Source organism: Vibrio sp. HENC-03, assembly GCF_000305755.2.
GTDB lineage: Bacteria > Pseudomonadota > Gammaproteobacteria > Enterobacterales > Vibrionaceae > Vibrio > Vibrio owensii.
This window is the reverse complement of sequence record NZ_JH976133.1, coordinates 179552-180271: the sequence shown is the minus strand read 5'-3', so window position 1 is coordinate 180271 and position 720 is coordinate 179552. Positions and strand designations below refer to the sequence as shown.

Sequence of the window (720 nt, the reverse complement as noted above, 5' to 3'; positions counted from 1 at the left end):
TGTCTCGTCCTAAAATACGTTGACAGTTTTTCACTAAGCCAACTGCCCCAGCAGTTGGCTTTTTTCATGCACCTCATTTGGGGTTCTCATCCCGAGACTAAGGTGCGGCCTCATATTGTTATAGATACTAACGGACTGCTTTACTAGCTGTTTGAGCTCTTCGATATTCCGACTCCTATGAAGTAAGAACTCTTGCTTTAGTATCCCGTTGACCCTCTCTGCTAACGCGTTCTGATAACAGTCATATCCATCGGTCATTGATGGTTTTATATCGCCAACTTTTAACAGCGTTTGGTAGACGCTTGAGCAATATTGGAGCCCTCGGTCTGAATGATGAATACATGGACACCGATATTGGCGAGCTTTTATCGCCATACGTAATGCTTTTACAACATCGGTTGCTTTCATCTCATTACTCAATTCATATCCCATAACTTTACGGCTAAATGCATCTGTCACGAGTGACAAGTAATGGACGCCTTCGTCTGATTGAACATAAGTAATGTCACTAACTAATACTTCTTCGGGGCGACTAGGCTTAAACTCCTTAAGCAAGTTAGGATGCTTTTTCATCCAATGACGACTGTTGGTTGTCTTTGTATAGCTGCGCTTTGGTCGAATAAGAAGCCTTTCATGACGTAAGTAGTCAAAAAGTGCGTCTCTACCCAGCTTAATGCCAGCCTTTATCAGCTTTGGTTTGAGTAAAAAGTGTAGCTTTCT

At 42.4% G+C, this 720-nt stretch carries 1 protein-coding gene; it reads right to left on the bottom strand.

All coding sequences use genetic code 11. The annotated features are described in order from the left end of the window. Nucleotides 1-33: 33 nt before the first annotated feature. The coding region (locus tag VCHENC03_RS00470) for an IS3 family transposase (protein WP_009707999.1) at nucleotides 34-720 on the bottom strand (687 nt) is incomplete at its 5' end.